19 protein-coding genes are annotated in these 20,826 nt (G+C 37.9%); 7 read left to right on the forward strand and 12 right to left on the reverse strand.

Features of this window, described 5'->3' with window-relative positions; all coding sequences use genetic code 11:
* Positions 1 to 88: 88 nt before the first annotated feature.
* The 5 genes from KYH19_RS21800 to KYH19_RS21820 all read right to left on the reverse strand — a co-directional run bounded on the left by KYH19_RS21800 (position 89) and on the right by KYH19_RS21820 (position 4,012).
* Positions 89 to 766: a metal-dependent hydrolase gene (locus KYH19_RS21800; RefSeq protein ID WP_219076763.1), complete on the reverse strand. Its 678-nt coding sequence runs from the start codon at positions 764 to 766 to the stop codon at positions 89 to 91.
* A gap of 78 nt (positions 767 to 844) precedes the next feature.
* The gene (locus KYH19_RS21805) at positions 845 to 1,150 is read right to left on the reverse strand and encodes a YbaB/EbfC family nucleoid-associated protein (RefSeq protein ID WP_219076764.1); all 306 of its coding nucleotides are present in this window, start codon (positions 1,148 to 1,150) and stop codon (positions 845 to 847) included.
* Positions 1,151 to 1,171: 21 nt separating this feature from the next.
* Positions 1,172 to 2,155 carry a hypothetical protein gene (locus tag KYH19_RS21810; RefSeq protein WP_219076765.1) on the reverse strand — a complete coding sequence of 328 codons (984 nt, stop codon included), beginning with the start codon at positions 2,153 to 2,155 and terminating at the stop codon, positions 1,172 to 1,174.
* 4 nt (positions 2,156 to 2,159) lie between these two features.
* A complete protein-coding gene (locus KYH19_RS21815; protein ID WP_132395477.1) occupies positions 2,160 to 3,392 on the reverse strand; it encodes a serine hydrolase in 1,233 nt (410 codons plus the stop codon).
* 68 nt (positions 3,393 to 3,460) lie between these two features.
* A complete protein-coding gene (locus tag KYH19_RS21820; RefSeq protein ID WP_219076766.1) occupies positions 3,461 to 4,012 on the reverse strand; it encodes a cupin domain-containing protein in 552 nt (183 codons plus the stop codon).
* A 199-nt stretch (positions 4,013 to 4,211) separates the two neighbouring features.
* Between KYH19_RS21820 and KYH19_RS21825 the strand changes: the two genes are divergently transcribed.
* A complete protein-coding gene (locus tag KYH19_RS21825; protein ID WP_121285862.1) occupies positions 4,212 to 4,592 on the forward strand; it encodes a GxxExxY protein in 381 nt (126 codons plus the stop codon).
* Positions 4,593 to 4,674: 82 nt separating this feature from the next.
* Here KYH19_RS21825 and KYH19_RS21830 read toward each other — a convergent pair whose 3' ends face one another.
* The 3 genes from KYH19_RS21830 to pdhA form a co-directional block, all read right to left on the reverse strand.
* The gene (locus KYH19_RS21830) at positions 4,675 to 6,453 is read right to left on the reverse strand and encodes a DUF885 family protein (protein WP_219076767.1); all 1,779 of its coding nucleotides are present in this window, start codon (positions 6,451 to 6,453) and stop codon (positions 4,675 to 4,677) included.
* A 143-nt stretch (positions 6,454 to 6,596) separates the two neighbouring features.
* Positions 6,597 to 8,276: a pyruvate dehydrogenase complex dihydrolipoamide acetyltransferase gene (locus KYH19_RS21835; protein ID WP_219076768.1), complete on the reverse strand. Its 1,680-nt coding sequence runs from the start codon at positions 8,274 to 8,276 to the stop codon at positions 6,597 to 6,599.
* 30 nt (positions 8,277 to 8,306) lie between these two features.
* Positions 8,307 to 9,302 (reverse strand): pyruvate dehydrogenase (acetyl-transferring) E1 component subunit alpha, encoded by a 996-nt coding sequence (gene pdhA / locus KYH19_RS21840; protein WP_121285870.1) that lies wholly within the window; start codon positions 9,300 to 9,302, stop codon positions 8,307 to 8,309.
* A 485-nt stretch (positions 9,303 to 9,787) separates the two neighbouring features.
* Between pdhA and KYH19_RS21845 the strand changes: the two genes are divergently transcribed.
* The 3 genes from KYH19_RS21845 to KYH19_RS21855 all read left to right on the forward strand — a co-directional run bounded on the left by KYH19_RS21845 (position 9,788) and on the right by KYH19_RS21855 (position 11,900).
* Positions 9,788 to 10,345 (forward strand): C40 family peptidase, encoded by a 558-nt coding sequence (locus KYH19_RS21845; RefSeq protein WP_132395472.1) that lies wholly within the window; start codon positions 9,788 to 9,790, stop codon positions 10,343 to 10,345.
* Between the two features lie 126 nt (positions 10,346 to 10,471).
* The gene (locus KYH19_RS21850; protein WP_227256084.1) at positions 10,472 to 11,599 is read left to right on the forward strand and encodes a CapA family protein; all 1,128 of its coding nucleotides are present in this window, start codon (positions 10,472 to 10,474) and stop codon (positions 11,597 to 11,599) included.
* A gap of 115 nt (positions 11,600 to 11,714) precedes the next feature.
* Positions 11,715 to 11,900, forward strand: a complete 186-nt coding sequence (locus KYH19_RS21855) for a hypothetical protein (protein WP_193419208.1) — start codon at positions 11,715 to 11,717, stop codon at positions 11,898 to 11,900.
* A gap of 121 nt (positions 11,901 to 12,021) precedes the next feature.
* Here KYH19_RS21855 and KYH19_RS24430 read toward each other — a convergent pair whose 3' ends face one another.
* The 3 genes from KYH19_RS24430 to KYH19_RS21870 form a co-directional block, all read right to left on the reverse strand.
* Complete coding sequence (locus tag KYH19_RS24430; RefSeq protein WP_370630262.1) at positions 12,022 to 12,276, reverse strand: helix-turn-helix domain-containing protein; 255 nt, start codon at positions 12,274 to 12,276, stop codon at positions 12,022 to 12,024.
* A 701-nt stretch (positions 12,277 to 12,977) separates the two neighbouring features.
* Complete coding sequence (locus tag KYH19_RS21865) at positions 12,978 to 13,163, reverse strand: hypothetical protein (protein WP_193419206.1); 186 nt, start codon at positions 13,161 to 13,163, stop codon at positions 12,978 to 12,980.
* 115 nt (positions 13,164 to 13,278) lie between these two features.
* Positions 13,279 to 15,321, reverse strand: a complete 2,043-nt coding sequence (locus tag KYH19_RS21870; protein WP_219076769.1) for a M13 family metallopeptidase — start codon at positions 15,319 to 15,321, stop codon at positions 13,279 to 13,281.
* 88 nt (positions 15,322 to 15,409) lie between these two features.
* On the opposite strand from KYH19_RS21870, the gene KYH19_RS21875 reads away from it, so the two are divergent.
* From KYH19_RS21875 to KYH19_RS21885, 3 genes are all read left to right on the forward strand, one after another.
* Entirely contained in the window at positions 15,410 to 16,339 is a 930-nt protein-coding gene (locus KYH19_RS21875; protein ID WP_193419204.1) for an SPFH domain-containing protein, read from the forward strand.
* A gap of 202 nt (positions 16,340 to 16,541) precedes the next feature.
* Positions 16,542 to 17,435 (forward strand): SDR family oxidoreductase, encoded by an 894-nt coding sequence (locus tag KYH19_RS21880; RefSeq protein WP_219076770.1) that lies wholly within the window; start codon positions 16,542 to 16,544, stop codon positions 17,433 to 17,435.
* 8 nt (positions 17,436 to 17,443) lie between these two features.
* Positions 17,444 to 18,364, forward strand: a complete 921-nt coding sequence (locus KYH19_RS21885) for an AraC family transcriptional regulator (protein ID WP_219076771.1) — start codon at positions 17,444 to 17,446, stop codon at positions 18,362 to 18,364.
* A gap of 63 nt (positions 18,365 to 18,427) precedes the next feature.
* Here KYH19_RS21885 and KYH19_RS21890 read toward each other — a convergent pair whose 3' ends face one another.
* Entirely contained in the window at positions 18,428 to 20,593 is a 2,166-nt protein-coding gene (locus KYH19_RS21890) for a carboxy terminal-processing peptidase (protein ID WP_255562492.1), read from the reverse strand.
* Between the last annotated feature and the right edge of the window lie 233 nt (positions 20,594 to 20,826).

A 20,826-nucleotide genomic window follows, 5' to 3' on the forward strand; every position in this document is an offset into this window, starting at 1 on the left:
TTGCACTTCAGTCGAGATTACGGTTCTCTCGTTGGTCGTGATTTGCAATCACGACCGTTCGAACGGCGGATTTTTAATCCGCACGAGGCTATAAACTTATTGTCTCACCAATTTCTGGCAACAATAAAGTTTTGTTTTCGCGCTCAAATTTATCTAAAGCAGCTTTTGTATCAATTTCAATTACCGGAAAGGTATTGTAATGAACGCCGATTACCTTGTCGCAGTCGAAATATTTCGTTGCCACCAAAGCATCATCAACATCCATGGTGTAATTCCCACCGATAGGTAAAATGGCATAATCAAGGTTGTAAATATCAGCTAAAACCTTCATTTCTATGGTTAAACCTGTATCACCAGCAAAGTAAATCTGTTTGCCATCAACTTCAAGTACAAAACCAGCAGGATTTCCGCCGTAACTTCCATCTGGTAAACCTGATGAATGTGTAGCTGGCACCATGCGTACAGTTCCCCAATCGAAAGTAAATTTACCAAAATTCATTCCATGCACTTTTTCTACACCCTGTTTAGAAATCCAATCAATAATTTCTGGCATCGCTATAACGGTTGCCTGGGTTTGCTTCGCCAGGCTTACCAGATCAGCTACATGATCGCTATGACCATGACTTACCAGGATATAATCAGCCTCAATAGCTTTAATGTCTATATTTTTAGCTAGTGGATTGTAGGATATAAATGGGTCGAATAATAATTTTTTGCCAGCTGCTTCTAGTAAGAAACAAGATTGGCCATAATAGGTGTATTTCATAATAATAGTATCAAGATTTGAGTCTCAAGTAGCAAAATCGATTCTTCTTAGGATAAACAGCTAACTTAACTAATGGTTTTATTGGCCAAACATGCCACCTAATCCACCTAGCATATCTTGAGCCGATGCCTGCATTTCGGCAGCACTAACCTGTTCGGCGCTTGCCATTGCTTTGTTAATAGCAGTTAATAACAGTTCTTCCAATTCTTCCTTATCGGCGTTTTTCAAAAACTCCTCATCAATGGAAATTCCGGTGATGGATTTGTTGGCTGTAGCGGTAATTTTTATTGCACCATTTTCAACTTCGCCAAACACCGAAACCGTATCCAGACGTTTTTTAACTTCTTCGGCTTTTTGTTGAGCCGCAAATAATTTATCGAACATAATCGTTTTTTTATAATGAAACTAAATCCGGCCTAAAATCGTATTGGCCTCATCAAGGAAGCGCTCAATCTTTTTAGTGCCTATAAAGCTTTTAAGGTTTAGAATGGTTGTTTTATTTTTGGCAGGCAAAAAAATCTCTGCCCTGACTTCTGTACCTGAGTAAATAAGATTGGTTGTTTTACGGATTACCTGAAAACGGATCAGGTCAGCAAAAGGGTATTCTTTTTTAAAACGGCCGGCAAAAGTAGAACGGATAATTTTCCTTTGGCTTTTATCAAAGCGGATATTGGATGTTGCTGCAAAAAGAAGCGCCAAGCCTATCGCCGCTGGGAAATAGGTAAGGAGTATTTTTTGAATAGATCCTTCGTTTGACAAAAAATCGGGGCTAAATAATATGGCAACGGTAGCACCGATAAAAATCAACCCAAAAATAAAACTTCCTATCTTATTATCCCGCAACAGGTAAATACCACCCTCTTCTCTGAAAAACTTAAAATCGTAAATGGTCTGTTTAGGAATTATTGGTGCATTGGCGAATACGAGCTCATCAATCTTTGGTAGTACCTCCTGCTGAAAAGCGATCAGGTTGGCATTGGTGGCTTTACTATATCCGGAAGAAACCAGTAATCCACGGCCGTGCCTGTTACTTTTTTTGAACAGTTTATAATTAAAACCGCTCCCTAATATTTCGTATGGTTCTACTGAAGCGATATCATCAAAAGGGATTGATCCTGTTGGTAAAAAGGCAATTTTTTTATATAAAACCCTGCTGTTTCCATCAAAAATTACTTTTGTTTCGGCCATAAAAATCAGCAGTAATGGAATTAATAACAGGAAGCCATAATAGCCGAGAGTGAGGCCGGCAGAATAACCCTGTACTGATTTTGATAAAAAGAAAATAAAGGCCGCAATCAGTACAAAAAATATGAGCCCGACTATCCTTAAATTTCTTTTAGGATAGATGGTTAATGTACCCGGTTCGATAATCCATTTTGTTTTTGCCATAAGTTTAATCTTCGTCTGAACCTGGCAAACTGCCGTTGCCATGATATGCCCCCTTACGGATAATCGGCATGTCGAAGTGTTTATACAGATCATCGAGATGCATTAAACTTCCGTTTGTCAGGTTGCCTAAAAACACAATAACAATGTTTTTGTTTAGATCTCTTACATAAATATGGCGGAAACCATGCCACCAACCCGTATGGTATACTACTTTGTCCATTTTTTCGCCATCAAACATTCTCCAGCCATAACCATAGTTGAAGTGACCATTAATGGGCTTATTGTGTCCGGTATAGGCAGAATCGAGGCTCTTTTTACTTAATAATCTTCCATTTTTCAAATATTTATCAAACAGCACCAAATCGTGTACCGTACTATAAATGCCTTTATCTCCAACTGGTCCATCTAAAAAGTTCTGTGCAACAGAGTACCTAAAACTATTGCGGTCGTGGCCAACCACATCAACCGGAATTTTTTCATACTCGGTTGTGCTATATACGTGTGTATGTTTTAATCCGGCAGGTTTAAACACGTGTTCCATCATGTACTGTGAATAGCGCTGTCCGGTTACCTTTTCTATAATGGCACCCAACACCATAAAGTTTGAGTTGTTGTAGTGAAAACGGTTATCTGGTTTGGTGTATGGATTAGGTTTTCGCTCGGCGATAACATTCATTACTTCCTGATTGGTAACTCCTTTTTTCATATTGCGTTTTTCCTTGCGCCATATATCATCGATAAAGTAAACGTAGTTCATCATGCCACTTCGGTGAGAAAGCAATAGTTTTACAGTAATGCCTTCGTATGGAAAATTAGGATAGAACTTTTTTACGTTATCGTTTAACGAAAGTTTTCCGGCCTCTACCAATTGCATAATCGCCGTGCCGGTAAATGTTTTGGTAATGGATGCCAATTCGAATTCTGAATTGATCGTCAAACTATCGCGGTGAAGGTAATCGGCCCAACCAACCGCTTTTTCGTAAAGGATTTTTCCGTCTTTTGCCACCAGCATATTTCCGTTAAAACCATATTTTTTATGTAGGTTGTCTACAAAATCGGCAATCCATTTGTCGCCTTTTTGTGGGTTATAAACCAATAAAAGGCTATCCGCTTTATCGTCATCTTTGGTGCGGATTTTTTTTTCAGCAGCCTTTTTCTCTTCAGATTTTTTGCTTGAACAAGCAGTTAATAAAGTTACAGAGAGGGCTAATGCTGAACATATATATCGAAAATTCATTTATAATAAGGGTGGTATATTTAAAACCCGAAAATTAAAGAATTTTAGACGGTTAAAACGAAAGAGTTTTACACATTTTCGCAATTTTGATTGTACCAGCATTCAAATAAGTGACCTTTACTTCCATAAACAGGATCGCTGTCTGGATTTTTAACGTTGGCAATGGTTTCATCCGCTTCAGGTCGCTCTTCAGCTTTGCCATATTTTATGTCGTAATCTGAGCCATTTGGATATGCGCCAACAACAGTGAAGTCGTCGCTTGAGTTCAGTTTTTTGTGTGCTACACCTGCAGGGATGATAATGACATCACCTTTATCCAGCTCTACACAAACGCCATGATCACCTCCAAACTGTACATCGGCCTTGCCGCAAAATACACCCATTACTTCGTGCGTATTGCTATGGTAATGGTGATAGTCGAAAATGCCATCTACCCAGGCATTGGTGTACCCATTCTGCGCGAAAACTTTTTTAATCACTTCTTCAGTATCATCAGGGTGTAACCTGAACGTACCTTTGTAAATCATTAAGGGTAATTTGGGGTTGTTAGGGAAATTGCCGTTCTCCTCTATTTTATGTGCAACTAAGTAAGCTTCTTGTATCAGTTTTTCTTTATCCATGATTTTGGGTGTTTAATAATTAACAAAGGAATTGGAAAAGGGTTTAGGTTTATCAGGTTTTTCTCCCGCAGATTTAAGAAGATAGGCGCAGAGCTGCTCTCTTTTTCCTAGACTGAATTTATTATTTTGATAATTACAGGAATTATAATATTTTTAGTTAATCATCCTCATTTAAGAATACCCATTAAATTTTTATACTATGGATGAGAATGATATCTCCTATCAAATAAGAAGTGCAATATTTACAGTTTACAATGCATTAGGCCCCGGTTTATTAGAATCTGTTTACGAAACGGTACTGACTTATGTTTTAACCAAAAATGGCTTAGATGTTAAGCAACAGGTAAAATTACCGGTTGTTTTTGAAGGTATAACCCTTGATGCCGGCTATAGGATAGATTTATTAATAAACGATCTGGTCATTATCGAAGTAAAATCAGTAGAAACACTTGCGCCAGTTCACCATAAGCAGGTACTTACTTATCTGAAACTTTCTGGCTTACGACTTGGATTGCTTGTTAATTTTAATTCATCAGATATATCTCAGTCGATATGGAGAAAAGTGAATGGTCTTTTTTGAATGTTTCCCGCAGATTTAAATGCTTTATCTGCGTGCTCTGCGGCATCTGCGGGAAACACTTTCTAGTATCAAAATATATAAACTACTTCTGGCTTTCTGCCCAGGCATCCATCTTAGCTTCAAAAACAGATAAAGGAAACGACCCATCTTTTAAAACAGCGGTATGAAAAGCTGCTAATTTAAACTTCGGACCTAATTCCTTCTCATATTTGCTTCTCAATTCCCTTATTTTCATTGCGCCGGTTTTGTAGCCTAAAGCTTGTGCAGGAATGCCCATATAACGTTCAATTTCTGCGGTGGCCCCTTCAATACTAATCGCTTCATTGTCTGTCATGTATTTTATAGCTTCCTCCCTGCTCATGTTTTTGGTATGAATGGCTACATCAACAACTAAACGGATGGCCCGGTGCATTTCATCGCCCAGTGCACCCATGTGTTGGTATGGATCCTGATATAGGCCCAGTTCTTTCCCTAACGATTCGCAGTATAATGCCCAACCTTCTACATAAGCATTATGTCCACCAAAACGGCGGAAATTAGGAAGTGATTTATTTTCCTGCGTTAAAGAAATCTGGTAATGGTGGCCTGGAATTGCCTCATGAAGAAACAGAGATTCCATACCCGAAGTGGTGTTAAATGTTTTCGCATCTAAAATGGGTACGTAAAAGATCCCTGGGCGTGATCCGTCTGCAGAACCTTGATTATATTCAGCACTGGCCGATGCAGCCCTGAAAGCTTCTGTTTGCCGGATTTCGAAAGGTGTTTTAGGCTCAACGTCAAACATTCTTTTTAAGTTGGGTTTCATACGCTGATGGATATTCTCAAAGGCGGCCAAAACTTCTTTCGGCGTTTTATAAGGCATGAATTTTTTATCTGTTTTCATGTATTCGAAAAAAGCTTTTAAATCGCCCTTAAAGCCAACTAAGTTTTTGATACTGTCCATCTGCCCTTTAATCCGGGCAACTTCTTTTAAGCCCGTTTGATAGATTTCTTCCGGTGTTTTGTTAGTGGTGGTTTGTTGTTTTACCAGATAAGTGTACCAGGCCAAACCGCCGGGCATAGCCGAATAGCCAGAGGTAGTTCGCGTTTTTGGCAGATATTCGTTCTGTAGATATTCGGCCAATTTTTTATAGGTAGGGATAATTACATTGGTAATCGATGTGCGGTACGCTGCTGTCAACTTTTGTTTATCTGCGGCAGAAAAACTTGCTGGCATTAATTTGATTGGCCCATAAAACAAACTTTCTTCTGGTTTGGAGGCAACCATACTCTGCATTTGAGGGATCATTTTTATCACCAATGCTTTTGGCAATACAATGCCTGCTGCCGCACCTTTTTTAAAATTTCCGATGGCTGTATCGGCCCACACCGAAAATGCATCAACCCGTTTTAACCAATCTTCATAATTTTTTACAGTTTTAAAAGGTTGTGCCCCTGTGCCCGAGCCCAATTGGCCGATGGTTAAGGGGAGCGCAAACATTTGGTTAAATGGGAGGTATTCAGAATGGTATTTTAATCCTTGCAGATTAATTTCCAATTGATCTTTCAGGTAATCGAAAGATAATTTATCGTTTGCATTTAAATTTTTGCGGTCATATTTACCAAGGCTATCCAGATAACGCTGATTGTAGCTTTTAAACTCTTTTAAATAGGCTTGCGACCCATCATTTGCCAAAAGATCGTTATAACGTTCATCTCCGATATAGGTGGCACTTAAAGGATTTAGTTTTAATCCATCCTGATAATATTGTTCGCAAAGGGTTGCAAAGGCTTTGTTTTCTGCGCCATTATCAGAACTGTTTTTTTGCTTACAGGCAAGCATTGCAGTAATGCAGGCAGCAAAAAGAAATATCTTTTTCATTTATTTTGAGTTAAGGTTCTAATCAAAAATAGGAAATTAAGTCGCCATTTACGAAAAGCCTTAAACGCAAAAAAGCCATCCCTAAAAGGATGGCTTTAAATATGTAGTCAGTGTGAACTGAAAACTGTGAATTGCTAACCTGATTATGCTAATAACCTGATTGGCTCTTCTAACAGACCTTTTAAGGTTTGTAAGAATTGTGCTCCTGTTGCACCATCAACCACACGGTGATCGCAACCTAAAGTCAATTTCATTACATTACCAGGAACAACAGCACCGTTTTTAACCACCGGAACTTGTTGAATTGCACCTACTGATAAAATTGCACCATCAGGAGAGTTGATAATTGAAGTAAACTCATCAATACCAAACATACCTAAATTAGAAACAGTGAAAGTAGAACCTTCCCAATCTGCAGGTTGTAATTTTTTAGCTTTTGCTTTACCACCAAAATCTTTTACTTCTGCAGAGATGTGTGATAAAGATTTGCCATCAGCGAAACGCACTACTGGTACCAATAAACCATCTTCAACAGCCATAGCTACACCAATGTTGGTATGTTCGTTAAATCTGATTTTATCGCCACCCCATGATGAATTAACAGCCGGGTGTTTTTTCAGGGCAACGGCAACCGCTTTAATTACGATATCGTTGAAAGAAACTTTAACAGGAGCAACCGCGTTGATTGCCGTACGTGCAGCCATTGCATTGTCCATATCGATACTTACTGTCAGGTAAAAATGTGGGGCAGTAAATAAACTTTCAGCTAAGCGTTTTGCAATTACTTTACGCATTTGCGAAACAGGTTGCTCGGTGTACTTAACCTCACCAACAAATGTAGGGATAACTGGTGCAGCAGCTGCAGCTTTCTCAGCAACCGGAGCTGATGCAGATTCAGTTTTAGCTGGAGCAGCTGATGGCTTGAAGTTTTCGATATCTTTTTTAATGATACGGCCACCTTCTGCACTACCTGCAACCTGTGCTAAATCGATCCCTTTATCTTTAGCAATTTTCTTAGCTAAAGGAGATGCTTTAACACGGCTATCTGATGCGCTTTCCGCAACTGGAGCAGATGCGCTAGCATCAGCAGTTGTAGCTTGTTTTTCTTCTTTAGGTGCTTCAGCAGTTTCAGCTTTAGGAGCCGGAGCTGAGCCGCCTGCTAAAATTCCGCTTACATCAGTTCCTTCAGGACCAACAATGGCGATAATTCCGTTTACTTTAGCAGCCTGGCCTTTTTCTACACCAATGTGTAATAAAGTTCCGGTTGCATAACCCATTACTTCCATAGTAGCCTTATCGGTTTCTACATCAGCAAGAACATCATCATCTTTTACTTTATCGCCAACTTTTTTATGCCATTCAGCAATTACGCCTTCAGTCATGGTATCGCTTAACAAAGGCATGCGGATAACCGTAACACCTTTTGCTGCTAATTCTTCTTCACTTAAGCTACCACCCTGAGCAGGTGCCGCCTCTTCTTTTTTATCTTCAGCTTTAGGAGCTTCATCTTTGCTTTCAGACTTCGGGCTTGCCGACTCCTGACTTCCAGATTGTTCCGCTTCTAATGCAGCTTTATAATCTTCGCCTTCTTTACCAATAACGGCCATGATCGCATCAACAGGAACAGCTGTTCCTTCTTCTATACCAACGTATAAAAGGACACCATCCCAATAAGATTCCATATCCATTGTTGCTTTGTCAGTTTCTACTTCTGCCAAAACATCGCCGCTTTTCACTTTATCGCCCACCTTTTTATGCCACTTTGCCAAAACCCCTTCGGTCATGGTGTCGCTCATTTTGGGCATTTTAATTACATCAGCCATTATATCTAATTAATTGAAATCTTATTAATATTAGTCCATTACGTAAGGGTAGTCCTGTTGCATATATACATCTTTGTATAGTTCGGATGCATCAGGCCAAGGAGATTCTTCAGCAAATTTTACTGCCTGATCTACAATTCCTTTTACTTTAGCTTCTACCTCTTCAATCCAGGCTTGATCTGCATACTTCTCTTTAAGGATCGTTTCTCTCGCATGTTCAACCGGATCTTTTGCTTTGTAATCTTCTAATTCTTCTTTGGTACGATATTTTGCCGGATCTGACATGGAGTGACCACGATAGCGGTAAGTTCTCATTTCTAAGAAAGTAGGTCCTTCACCTTTACGCGCACGTTGAATTGCTTCGTCCATTGCATTGTGTACAGCAACCGGATCCATACCGTCAACTGGTGCACATGGCATATCGAAACCTAAACCTATTTTATAAATATCGGTCATGTTGGTAGTACGTTGTACTGAGGTACCCATTGCATAACCATTGTTTTCGCAAACAAAAATAACAGGCAATTTCCAAAGCATGGCCATGTTAAAAGTTTCGTTTAATGCACCTTGGCGCACAGCACCATCGCCCATATAACAAATGTTAACATTATCAGTTCCTTTGTATTTTTCTGCAAAAGCAACGCCAGCACCTAATGGAATCTGACCGCCAACAATTGCATGACCACCGTAGAAGTTATGCTCTTTACTGAACATGTGCATTGAACCACCTTTACCTTTAGAGCAACCTGTAGCCTTACCGTACATTTCTGCCATAATACTATCAGCACTAACTCCTAAAGCTAAGGCATGAGCATGATCACGGTAGGTTGTAATCATTGAATCACCTTTTTGCATTGCAGATATTGCACCTGCAACTACAGCTTCTTGTCCAATGTATAAATGACAAAAGCCACGTATTTTTTGTTGTCCGTATAACTGGCCGGTTTTTTCTTCGAATTTGCGCATCAGCAACATCGACTCAAACCACTTTAACCAGGTATCTTTATTTATTTCTACTGCACTCATTTTAGGATATTTGTTTTTTGCGACAGCAAATCTAATTTTTTTATTGTAATTTTTGGCACTTTTAAGTGTAAAAACATCGTAGTTATAGGGCTAAAATCAGAATTAACACTTGTTTTACAATTAAATACAAACCATAAACACTTCTGCTGATTTCACATAAGTAAATCAATGCCCTTTATCATAATAAGTATTCAATTTATTCTAAAATTTAATTCTGTATAAGCGCATATTTCCATAATTTAAAAATAAAGCGCGTTTAACCAAAATAGGAATATCCGAAAAGAAAAAACATTTTAAAAAGATGGGTATTGGAGCCGAAATTTTACTCAAAAGCAGTGGATAAAAAATAAAAATGTTAATAACTTTCACTTTTTATAACATTACATTTGGATAACATTTGTATAATCAATACTTTTGACAACCAACAATAAGCCCATGTGGTGTACGTTAATGTGTAAGTGAATACCCAAACATAACTGTATAACATGATTAAAAAAATTTTGTTTTCTACCCTAATCGCTATCTGCACGCTCTCCAACGCATTTGCGCAAACAAAAACAAAAGAATCTGGTAAAGACTTAAATGATCCCGATAACCTTGCATCACAATATTTTTCGCAGGTAATGGGTGTTGCGGTAGATGCGACCTCGAATTTAAAACTGTATAAGTTTATATACGAATGGATCGGAACTCCTTATAGTTATGGTGGAAACACAAAAAGAGGGATCGATTGTTCTGCTTTTACCAAAGCAATTTACGATAAAGTTTTCAACACCACCATCAGAAGAAATTCGCGCGATATTTTCAGCATGGTAGATCCATTATCCAAAGAAGATTTAAAAGAAGGCGATCTGGTTTTCTTCAAAATTAAAAGCAGAAGTATTTCACATGTTGGTATTTACCTGGGCGATAACAGATTTGCACATGCATCAAGTTCTCGCGGCGTGGTCATCAGCAACCTTAACGAACCTTATTACAGCCGTTACTTTTACAAAGGTGGCCGCGTTTTAGAATCGTTTAAGAAAGAATTTACAGTAGAATAATTCAGTTAACAGTGGCCATTTTCGGTTGACAGTAAAAAACATACACAATCCTCCTAAAGAAATTTTGGAGGATTTTTTTATTATTTAGCATTTTAATAATTGAATAGATGCTGAAATAAATTCAGCATGACGATTGCTGTAAACCATAAAAACCTGATGAAGTTTATCAATACGCTAATGATGTCCGCTCTTGCGCTAATTATTTTAATTAGCTGCACCAGCAATAATGCACAGATTACTCCGGCTGTAGCCAAACAAGATACCGTCATCAGAAAAATAAAGGATACGATATCCATTACCGCTGTAGGCGATATTATGCTTGGCTCTGCATTTCCATCCAAAACCAATCTCCCTCCCGATGATGCAGTAAATAGTTTCCAGGCGGTTGATAGTTTATTAAGAGGCGATATTGTATTTGGAAACCTGGAAGGCTGTTTTCTTAATTCGGGCAATTCGAACAAATGTAATGGCATTAATCCGAATAACTGTTACGCTTTTAGAATGCCGGAGCGCTACGCCGGGATATATAAGGGTGCAGGATTTAATGTTTTGAGCATCGCCAATAACCATGTTGGTGATTTTGATGCAAAGGGAAGGAAAAATACAGCAAGGATTTTAGATTCACTGAAGATCCATTATGCAGGACAGGTAAATAAATCTTTTGAAGTTTTTGAAAAAGATAGTGTAAAGTATGCGTTCTGCGCTTTTGCCCCGAATGAGAATACGGTATCCATTAATAAAATTGATAGTGCGAAAGCTTTGGTGGCCCGTTTAAAATTAATGGCTGATATTGTGATCGTTTCTTTTCACGGCGGAGGTGAAGGAGCAAGATTTGAACATGTTCCACGTAAAAATGAGATCTTTTATAAAGAAAACAGGGGGAATGTTTATGCCTTTGCACATGCAGTTATTGATGCAGGTGCCGACGTGGTGCTAGGGCATGGTCCGCATGTAAGCCGGGCAGTCGAAGTTTATAAAAATAAATTCATTGCTTACAGTTTGGGTAATTTTTGTACCTATGGAATGTTCAGCTTAAAAGGCAATAACGGTATTGCCCCCTTGCTGCAGCTAAAAATAAATGCAAAGGGCGATTTTCTCTATGCTAATATTGTATCAATTAAACAGGATAAGATCAACCGTTTAACCCTGGATGATAACCATAGCGCCTTTAAACGGATTAAAGAGTTGACAGATATTGATTTCGTTGGTCACCAGTTGAAGTTCGCAGACAACAGAATCAGTTTAAAAGATTAATCTCCTACGACATCAGTCTCAATTTATTTCAGAATATTTGTGGTCTGAAATCGTCATATTTTAAGTCATTTAGTGACTGAATAAGTGACTCAAACCTTTAAAAACAACTTTAAGGATGAAAAAAGGATTAATACTTCATTATATTATAGGTATTGCTGCTGCAATTTTAGTATTGGCAGCAGCCTACTATATCAACCAAAATCCTAAAAACCTGTTATCTGCTGGAATTATTATCCTGGCGGGCTGCCTGGTTGCTTTTAGCCAGTACCAGATCATCAAACAGAAAAAAAAGCAGAAATGATTGCTGTTATTTTAGGAGTTACCAAGGCTGAAAATTTTAAGTCGGGTTTATCTTGACCTGGCAATCGGTGTGGTTGTTGTGTTTTTTCTATTATTGAGGAAATTTGGGCGGAATGGCTAACCTAATTATTCAATAATCCTTCAAAAGGTATATTCAAAATCTCACAAATCTGGATCACTCTTTCCAAAGATACATCTTTCATATTTCTTTCATTTTTAGAATAAACGTTCTGCGATATACCTAATTCTTGTGCCATATATTCTTGACTATAACCAAGAGTTAAACGGACTATCCTAATTTTTTCACTAACTTTCTTGTATCTGATTTCGTTCATTTCTGAGAGCATTATAAAAGAGCTGTAAAATGTTGACGACATATTAATCAGCTTTCGTTTACAATAACCCCAATTTTACATAAAAAGTATAATTAATAAAGGAATTTTACGCCAAATGGCATTTTCAAAGGGTCAAGACCAGCCAATTTTTTACACGAAACCTATTTTCTGTTAACGAATATAAATAATAAACTCTAATTTAAACATATAGTGTTTAGTAGAATTGAATTTTAGCCTGTATTTTTAGTTATTGCAGTTTGGGCTTAACCTGCTCTTCTCAGATCCAGTGCGTACTGAATGTATGAATTCATAAATATCAATATGAAGTATTTAATAAATTTTCTTCCAGCTGTTTTTTTTGGAATTTTAGGAGTTGCTATTAACAATTTTCAATTGTTTGATTTAGGCCCAGGGTATAGTACACCATATGTCCTAATGGTAGCATTATTTATAGTCGGCGTTTATAAGACAATAAAACTTAAAAATAGCACAAAGACTTACTAATCCTGTTACTGAAATTATTTAAAAAAGGAAGCATATAGTTTTTCAATCAACTGGCTCAATTGAAATCATAACATCATTGCCGCATTAGCTCCAAAAACAGAGAATTTCATTTTGGAATTATTTATAATATTAAAGGCAGACATGGGAATTCTTTTGATTACCAATAAAGAAAGTACTGCTAAAATTGCAGATGAAGTTTATGAAATTGAAGGTAGTTCAAAACGTTTGACCTATACAAACTAACTCTCATCTTTTGTATTTTTTACCAAGCCAATGCCTGATACAAAAAATATTAGTCCGATGATGCCATAAACCATCAATCCCCTTGTATTTTGACTGTGGTTTACAAAGCCATAGCCTGCGTATATTAAACCAATTATACCAAGTACAGTTAATATGGTGCCAAAAGTGCGTTTTACGTTCATGTGGTGATTATTTAATAAGATAAAGACAAATTTTTCCCCTATTTGTTTTAAAGCAAAAAAAAAGTCTATTTCGGCTATCGAAATGGACTTTTTAACAAAAATTTAAGCGCTTAATCTACCAAACTCCTAACCTGTTCGCAGGTGCTACATACATTTTTGCAGTTGCAGGAATGTTAAATGCTTTATAAAATGCTTCCATATTATACACAGGGCCATTCACACGGAACATCTCTGGGCTATGTGGATCTGTTTTTAATCTTACACGCATACTTTCATCACGGGTTTTGATTCTCCAAACCTGTGCAAAACTTAAGAAGAAACGTTGATCGGGCGTAAAACCATCAACCTTTTTATCGCCTTTTCCTTGTTCGGTTAATTTAAAGGCATCGTATGCAATGTTTAATCCACCAATATCGGCCAGGTTTTCACCTAAGGTTAAAGAACCATTTACATGCTGATTGTCCAATAGCGAGAAGTTATTGTAAAATGACTCTACTTTACCGGTTTTAGCTTTAAATTTATCAGCATCGGCTTTTGTCCACCATTCTTTTAAATTGCCTACAGCATCGTACTGGCGACCTTGATCGTCAAAACCATGTGTCATTTCGTGACCAATTACCGCACCAATTGCACCATAGTTAATGGCATCATCTGCTGCAAAATCAAAGAATGGGAACTGTAAAATTCCGGCTGGGAAAACAATTTCATTGAAAGACGGATTGTAATAGGCATTAACTGTCGGCGGAGTCATTCCCCACTCAGTTTTATCTACATTTTTGCCCAATTTATCCATCATTTCTTTGTAGGCATGTTTATTAGCGGATTGAAGATTGGCGTAGTAAGTATTTTTAGACACCTCTACATCATCATATTTTTTCCACTTATCAGGATAACCGATTTTTTTGATAAATGCATTCAGTTTTTCTAAAGCTTTCTTCTTGGTATCCGGTGTCATCCAATCTACCTTCTGGATTCTTTCAGCATATACTTTCTGCAAATTGTTTACGAGAGTTAACATGCGCTCTTTCGCCTCTGGTTTGAAGTACTTTTCAGCATATAATTGACCTAAAAGTTCTCCTAAATGATCATCGGTAGCATTTACAATAGCTTTCCATCTTTCTGTTGGTGCCTGTTGACCATAAAGTGTTTTAGCGAAAAAGTCGAATTTGGCGTCTCTGAATTTTTTAGTAAAAGCATTGGCTGATCTATTTAAAGCATCAAACTTTAATTTTTCTTTCCAGATTTCGATAGGCTGGCTTTTTACCAGGGCTGATAAGGTTTGATAGTATTTTGGCTGCCTAACAATAAGGGTATCTGTGTTTGCCCCTAGTTTGTTCAGAACAGATTTCCACTCAATGTTTGGGGTCTGTTTTTGAAAATCAGCCACCGTCATTTTGTTATAATTCTTCTGTGGATCACGAAGTTGAACAGGCGTTGAATGGGATTGTGCAATTGCTGTTTCCAGTTTTAAAATATTGTCGGCATATTTTGCTGCGTTCGCAGAATCGCCAGAAAGGTTGAAAATTTTTGTGATGTATTTGATATACTCCACTCTGATTTTTTTTGCTTTATCGTCCTGTTCTAAATAGTAACTGCGATCTGGCAGGGTAAGACCGGCCTGAGAAAATGATAAAGCATTTTTACTGCTTAATTTATCATCTGGTTCTACGCCAAAGCCCAATAAATCTCCTTCACCATTTTTATAACCTTCAGCAACAAAATTGATTAAATCCTTATCGTTTTTAATCCCGTCTATTTTATTTAAGAGCGATTTTACAGGTTCGATACCCAACTTCTCAATGGTAAGGGTATCCATTCCACTGGTATAAAAATCGCCCACCTTCTGTTCGCTACTTCCTTTAGCTGCATTAGCTTTAGCCGCGTTTTCAAGAATGTTGTTCAGGTTTTTCAGGTTATCATTATATAAAGTATAAAAAGAACCCCAGCCTGTTTCGGTTTTAGGAATTTGGGTGTTTTTCATCCATTTTCCATTGGCATACAGGAAAAAGTTATCACCAGGTTTTACAGTGGTATCCATTCCGGCCTTATCGAAAAATTCGGTACGTGCATTTACGGTATCCGTTGCCTGATGGCTCTTATTCTGGCATGCCGCAAATAGCAAAACACTTGCTGCGGGAAGAAATAATTTAATTTTCATTATGCATAAGTTAGTTAGAAAGCTTAAAGCTACAAAATGCCTGATGTAGTTTGTATGAATTTTTATAACTTCATAAAAAAATCTATTTATGCAATACACCATTTACATTATAGCTGTCGTAGGATTTATTATCTTACTCAGCTCTTTCGTTACTGTTAAACAGGGAACCATTGCGGTGGTAACGGTTTTCGGTAAGTACCGCCGTCAATTAAGGCCAGGTTTAAATTTTAAAATCCCATTAATAGAGCAGATCTATTCTCGCATTTCCATTCAAAACCGCTCAGTGGAACTATCGTTTCAAGCAGTAACTCAAGATCAGGCCAATGTATATTTTAAGGCCATGCTTTTATACTCTGTGGTGAACCAGGACGAGGAAACAATAAAAAACGTAGCCTTTAAATTTGTAGATGCGACCAATTTAATGCAGGCATTAATCAGAACGATTGAAGGTTCGATCAGGGCTTATGTGGCTACGCAAAAGCAGGCAAATGTATTGGCGCAACGTAATGAAATTGTACTTCACGTTAAGGAACAGATCGATCAGGTTTTAGACGGATGGGGTTACCATCTTCAGGATCTTCAATTGAATGATATTACCTTTGATGAAGAAATTATGCGTTCAATGAGTCGTGTAGTAGCTTCGAACAATTTGAAAGCAGCGGCTGAAAACGAAGGACAGGCATTATTAATTACCAAAACCAAAGCTGCTGAAGCGGACGGTAATGCGATCAAAATTGCTGCTACAGCAGAGCGTGAAGCTGCTCAATTACGGGGGCAAGGTATTGCGTTGTTCCGTGCAGAGGTTGCCCATGGTATGAGCAAAGCCGCCCAGGAAATGGAACAGGCTAACCTTGATATTTCGGTAATCTTATTCACCATGTGGACAGAATCGATCAAACACTTTGCTGAAAATGGAGATGGTAACGTAATCTTTTTAGATGGTAGTACCGAGGGAATGAATAAAACCATGAAAGAAATGATGGCCATGCAATTGAGTCAGAATCCAAAGAAGAACTAGAAGTGTTTTTCATGCAAAAAAGACTGTTGCGGATAGCAGCGGTCTTTTTTTTGCGTAAATTATTCGTTTTGGCTAAATGAAGAATTGATTAGCCTAAATTGTTTCTATAAAATTGATTGAATTTTGAGTGATAATTAAATGCGATTCATATTCCAACCGATATGTAATTGTTGTACACTATTGAAACTTAAAATCAATTAATATGAAAGTTTTTGTAACAGGCGCAACCGGATTTGTCGGTTCTGCGGTAGTCAAAGAATTAATTAATGCAGGCCACGAGGTTTTGGGTTTGGCGCGGAATGAAACGGCTGAAAAAGCGCTTGTACTTGCTGGGGCCGAAGTACATAAAGGTGATTTGGAAGACTTACAGAGCCTGCGGCAGGGCGCCAGATTAGCTGATGGCATTATCCATACTGGCTTTATCCATGATTTTTCCCGATTTGCAGCGGTTTGTCAGATCGATAGAGTTGCAATAGAGACCATTGGAAACTCGATTGCAGGAACCGATAAACCCTTTATTGTAACTTCTGGAACTCTTGTAGTTAATCCGGGTATGTTAGCCACAGAAGATATGCTGCCCAATTATAATGGCGCGAACCCAAGGCTTGCTTCGGAAAAGGCAGTCGACGCACTTGCTTCTCAAAATATTCGCGTATCGGTGGTTCGTTTATCGCCATCTGTACACGGGGAAGGTGATCATCATGGCTTTGTACCCATGCTGATCGATATCGCCCGCAAAACAGGTTCATCGGCTTATATTGGAGGTGGAGAAAACCGATGGACAAGTATTCATAGGCTGGATGCCGCGAAACTTTACAGGTTGGCTTTGGAGCAAGCCATGCCAGGAGCACGTTTTCACGGGGTGGCTGAAGAATCAATAACTCTTAAAGCAATAGCAGAGGCCATTGGCGATCAACTTGGTTTACCTGTCGTTTCTATATCTAAAAATGAAGCAGCCGCACACTTTGGTTGGTTTGAACATTTCGTAAGTATAGATGGACCGGCTTCCGGAAGTTTAACAAGGGATCGCTTAAATTGGGAACCTGAATATTCCAGTTTGCTTCAAGATTTGGAGCAAGGCATTTATTTTAAGTAAATTGTATTATGGAAACTTCGAACCGCTATCGTTTTAAAACCATATCAGAATATCATAAACTTGCAGGATTGCCGAAACCAGCTCATCCCTTAGTGAGTGTTGTTAATATGGAGGAGGTTAATATGCCAGTCAATGGCCGGTCAAAAACAATAATTTTTGATTTTTACTCCATTGCACTCAAGCGTGTGCCTGATGCGAAAATTAAATATGGGCAACAAATGAGTGATTTTGATGATGGCGTGTTGTTTTTCATGGCTCCAGGACAGGTTTTCACCGTTGAGATCAATCAGGATAAAACCCACCGGCCGACTGGCTGGATGATACTTTTCCACTCCGACTTACTTTGGCAGACACATTTAGCCAAAACAATTAAGGATTATGACTTTTTTAGTTACGCGCTGTTTGAGGCTTTACATGTTTCTGAAACTGAAGAAGCAGTGCTTAATTCGATCGCCACATTGGTGAAAAATGAAACCAATAGCAATATCGATCATTTTACTCAAAATGTGGTGATCGCGCAAATAGAATTAATGCTTAACTATGCACAACGTTTTTATGGACGCCAATTTATCACACGTAAAGCAATCAATCATCAGCTGCTTGATCGATTAGAACATATTGTTAAGGACTATTTTGAACACGCTGATCTTGGCAACAGGGGCTTACCAACAGTAACTTACATCGCCGAGAGGCTTAACGTTTCGCCAGGATATCTATCCGGATTGTTGAAAACGCTCATTGGACAAAACACTCAACAATATTTACATCAGAAACTGATTGATTTAGCAAAAGAAAAACTTTCTACAACAAATCTTTCTGTTAGTGAAATCGCTTATGCACTTGGCTTCGAACATTTACAATCCTTTACTAAGTTGTTCAAATCCAAAACAAAGCTTACCCCTTCAGCATTTAGGCAATCGTTTAACTGAAAATGATTTGAAAAAAAGCGAGCTACCTAAATAAGATAGCTCGCTATTGTTAGATTTCTTTTATTAAAGTTTAGGTGAAGCTACACCAAGATTCATCACATAGTTGCCAGATTGTTGCATAAAATCGCCCATTACTTTCAATGATTCATCTTCAATAAAATCGAAAGCGTCTTGCTTGGTAATTTTATCTCCTTTTTTAATGGCTGGCAATCCTCTTAATGCTCTTAATTCATTCTGTCTGGCAAGTGTTTTAGCTTCTTGCGCATCGCGCTCAGCTTTAAGTTTTGCCTCGTTTAAAGTTATAGAAACTTCACTATCGCGTTTTCTAAGGTCTGCAATATCTTGTTTCAGGTATTTAAAATCCAATGAATTTGCGATGCGCTGCTCGCTGTTTTTAACCAATTGCGCTTTAACCGGAGTTAGATTGGCAACTGCTTTAAAGTTTGAGCTTGGAATAACGTCCCATGGTAAGGCAGATGATTCAGTATCCTCTCCAATTTTATCCATCGGATAAAGTGAAGGGAAAACCACATCAGGCGTTACCCCTTTATGTTGAGTGCTGCTTCCTGCTACACGGTAAAATTTAGCCATGGTTAAATTAATCTGACCCAAGTTAATGTCAGCCGGGCTTGTTCCGCTTGGCGAAGTGCCAACAGTTTTATCTTTAGAAATTAATCCTGCTATCTTTTGCAACATGCTTGGGTTTACCAGTTTATTTAAATCGATGGAAGATTGAACGGTACCTTTACCATAAGTTTGGCTACCCATAATAATACCACGGCCATAATCTTGTATGGCTCCGGCGAAAATTTCTGATGCAGATGCACTTAAGCGGTCTACAATTACACCAAAAGGACCGTTCCAGGTTACACCGCTATTTTCATCCTCGTCCACTTCAATTTTACCGCGTAAATCTTTCACCTGAACTACAGGACCTCTATCGATAAATAAACCAGTTAATGAAATGGCTTCAACTAATGATCCTCCACCGTTTCCACGTAAATCCATTACGATTGCATTTACCTTATCGTATGTTTTTAACGAGTCGATTAATTTCCTAACATCTCTGGTAGTGCTTTTGTAGTTTTTATCACCTGCATTTGCTGCTTTAAAATCAGCATAGAATGCTGGTAGGGTAATAATCCCGATTTTATATTCTTTGCCATTACTGTTAATGGTTTTAACTTTTTTCTTGGCAGATGTTTCTTCCAAAACAATTTTATCACGAACCAATTCGATAATTACTGGTTTAGATGACATTTCTTTTCCAACAGGGATAACTTTTAAACGCACTTTAGTTCCTTTCGGACCTTTAATTTTCGATACGGTATTATCCAATCTCCAGCCTATCACATCAACAAATTCTCCATCACCTTGGGCTACAGCAATAATGCGATCGCCAGCACTCAGTTGTTTGCCTTTAAATGCAGGTCCACCAGCAATAATTTCAGAGATTTTAACTACTTCATTTTCTAATTGTAAACGGGCACCAATACCTTCAAAAGAGCGAGACATTTCTTCATTAAACTCTGTGGCTTTCGTTGGTATAAAGTAATTTGTATGTGGATCAATCGATTCGGTAAATGCATCCATTAAAATCTGGAAAACATCCTGATTATTGGTTTTAGATGTCTGCGACTGCAAGTTCTGGTAACGTTTCGTTAATGTTTCTACATTTTTTGCTTCAGTAGTTCCAGCTAGATTAAGACTAATCAACTCATACTTCACACGTTTTTTCCAGGTATCATTTAATGCTGTTGAAGAAGTTGCCCAGGGCTGCTTCTCTCTATCATATACATAACTGTCGGTTTGATTAAAATCAAATTTTGTTTTAATCTGAGCCAGAGAATAAGTAAAATATTCATTTAATCTTTTGGCATAAACGTTATAAATGAAAAACGGGCCGCTCAGGTCGCCATTTTTGAAATCATCATCCAAAGTATATCTGTATTTCTCAAATTCCTTGATATCTGATGCCAAGAAGTAATTTTTGCCCTGATCAAGCGATTTGATGTATTTATCTAAAATGATAGAAGATATAGAGTCGTTGATCTGAATTTTTTTATAATTGTAACTCTCAATCAAATTTACAACCTCTTTTATAACAAGTTGTTGCTGCTCATCAGGTTTCACATTGGTAACCCCCTCAACTATTGGCTGAGTTTTAGGTGCAGCATGACAAGCAAGTACTGCTGCAGTAAAAATTACAAAAAATATTCTCTTTAACATCTCTTTAAATGATTTAAAATCCATTTCCAATTCTATATAGCCAATATGATACCATTTTAGCAAAAAAACAAAAAAGAGACAGCATTATTACCGTCTCTTGTTAAAACTTTATCAAATCTAACTAAAAGCTTTTTATTTAACAATTTCTTACGTAGAACGTTGAGCGTTATTTTTTGTTTTAATGAAAAGGCAAATTTGACCAATTACAGACCTTTGAGTGCTGTATAGTGTGC

Source organism: Pedobacter sp. D749 (genome assembly GCF_019317285.1).
In the GTDB taxonomy this organism is placed as follows: Bacteria; Bacteroidota; Bacteroidia; order Sphingobacteriales; family Sphingobacteriaceae; genus Pedobacter.

Coding starts and splice junctions, on each gene's coding strand:
- KYH19_RS21825 (WP_121285862.1), top strand. CDS start 4,212: ATGGATGAGAATGATATCTCCTATCAAATAAGAAGTGCAATATTTACA.
- KYH19_RS24430 (WP_370630262.1), bottom strand. CDS start 12,276: ATGTCGTCAACATTTTACAGCTCTTTTATAATGCTCTCAGAAATGAAC.
- KYH19_RS21805 (WP_219076764.1), bottom strand. CDS start 1,150: ATGTTCGATAAATTATTTGCGGCTCAACAAAAAGCCGAAGAAGTTAAA.
- KYH19_RS21810 (WP_219076765.1), bottom strand. CDS start 2,155: ATGGCAAAAACAAAATGGATTATCGAACCGGGTACATTAACCATCTAT.
- KYH19_RS21800 (WP_219076763.1), bottom strand. CDS start 766: ATGAAATACACCTATTATGGCCAATCTTGTTTCTTACTAGAAGCAGCT.
- KYH19_RS21845 (WP_132395472.1), top strand. CDS start 9,788: ATGATTAAAAAAATTTTGTTTTCTACCCTAATCGCTATCTGCACGCTC.
- KYH19_RS21885 (WP_219076771.1), top strand. CDS start 17,444: ATGGAAACTTCGAACCGCTATCGTTTTAAAACCATATCAGAATATCAT.
- KYH19_RS21830 (WP_219076767.1), bottom strand. CDS start 6,453: ATGAAAAAGATATTTCTTTTTGCTGCCTGCATTACTGCAATGCTTGCC.
- KYH19_RS21875 (WP_193419204.1), top strand. CDS start 15,410: ATGCAATACACCATTTACATTATAGCTGTCGTAGGATTTATTATCTTA.
- pdhA (WP_121285870.1), bottom strand. CDS start 9,302: ATGAGTGCAGTAGAAATAAATAAAGATACCTGGTTAAAGTGGTTTGAG.
- KYH19_RS21815 (WP_132395477.1), bottom strand. CDS start 3,392: ATGAATTTTCGATATATATGTTCAGCATTAGCCCTCTCTGTAACTTTA.
- KYH19_RS21855 (WP_193419208.1), top strand. CDS start 11,715: ATGAAAAAAGGATTAATACTTCATTATATTATAGGTATTGCTGCTGCA.
- KYH19_RS21850 (WP_227256084.1), top strand. CDS start 10,472: ATGACGATTGCTGTAAACCATAAAAACCTGATGAAGTTTATCAATACG.
- KYH19_RS21835 (WP_219076768.1), bottom strand. CDS start 8,276: ATGGCTGATGTAATTAAAATGCCCAAAATGAGCGACACCATGACCGAA.
- KYH19_RS21865 (WP_193419206.1), bottom strand. CDS start 13,163: ATGAACGTAAAACGCACTTTTGGCACCATATTAACTGTACTTGGTATA.
- KYH19_RS21880 (WP_219076770.1), top strand. CDS start 16,542: ATGAAAGTTTTTGTAACAGGCGCAACCGGATTTGTCGGTTCTGCGGTA.
- KYH19_RS21870 (WP_219076769.1), bottom strand. CDS start 15,321: ATGAAAATTAAATTATTTCTTCCCGCAGCAAGTGTTTTGCTATTTGCG.
- KYH19_RS21890 (WP_255562492.1), bottom strand. CDS start 20,593: ATGTTAAAGAGAATATTTTTTGTAATTTTTACTGCAGCAGTACTTGCT.
- KYH19_RS21820 (WP_219076766.1), bottom strand. CDS start 4,012: ATGGATAAAGAAAAACTGATACAAGAAGCTTACTTAGTTGCACATAAA.